This is a genomic window from Shewanella sp. AS16, from assembly GCF_021412365.1.
GTDB classification, from domain to species: Bacteria; Pseudomonadota; Gammaproteobacteria; order Enterobacterales; family Shewanellaceae; genus Shewanella; species Shewanella salipaludis.
Genome location: NZ_JAKCLK010000117.1, coordinates 1 through 333 on the forward strand (window position 1 = coordinate 1; position 333 = coordinate 333).

Sequence of the window (333 nt, forward strand, 5' to 3'; positions counted from 1 at the left end):
ACCAGGCCTTTATCGACAAGGTTATTTAGCTTCAGGGTGATACCGCTGGGCAGCCCTTGCTGCGCGTTGGCGATTTCGCGGTCCACCATTTCATACAACAGGCGGCGGGAGTTTTGCGGCGACACCATTAAATAATCAAATGTCACCGGACGGTATGGGTTTTCAATAAAGTTGAACACCCGCCGTACTTCGTTGGTTATGCGCGCATCGGCGGTCAGCAACGAATAGTCAGTATAAAGACGCGCGGTTTTTTCGTTAAAGTTCCCGGTCCCGATGTGTGCGTAACGCACCACTTCACCGTTTTCTTTACGTGAAATCAGGAACAGTTTGGCG

Annotated in this window: 1 pseudogene; it reads right to left on the reverse strand. The window is 50.8% G+C overall.

Annotated elements, in window-relative coordinates:
• Nucleotides 1-333: pseudogene (locus LZP73_RS19600) on the reverse strand (polyphosphate kinase 1); the annotation flags it as partial.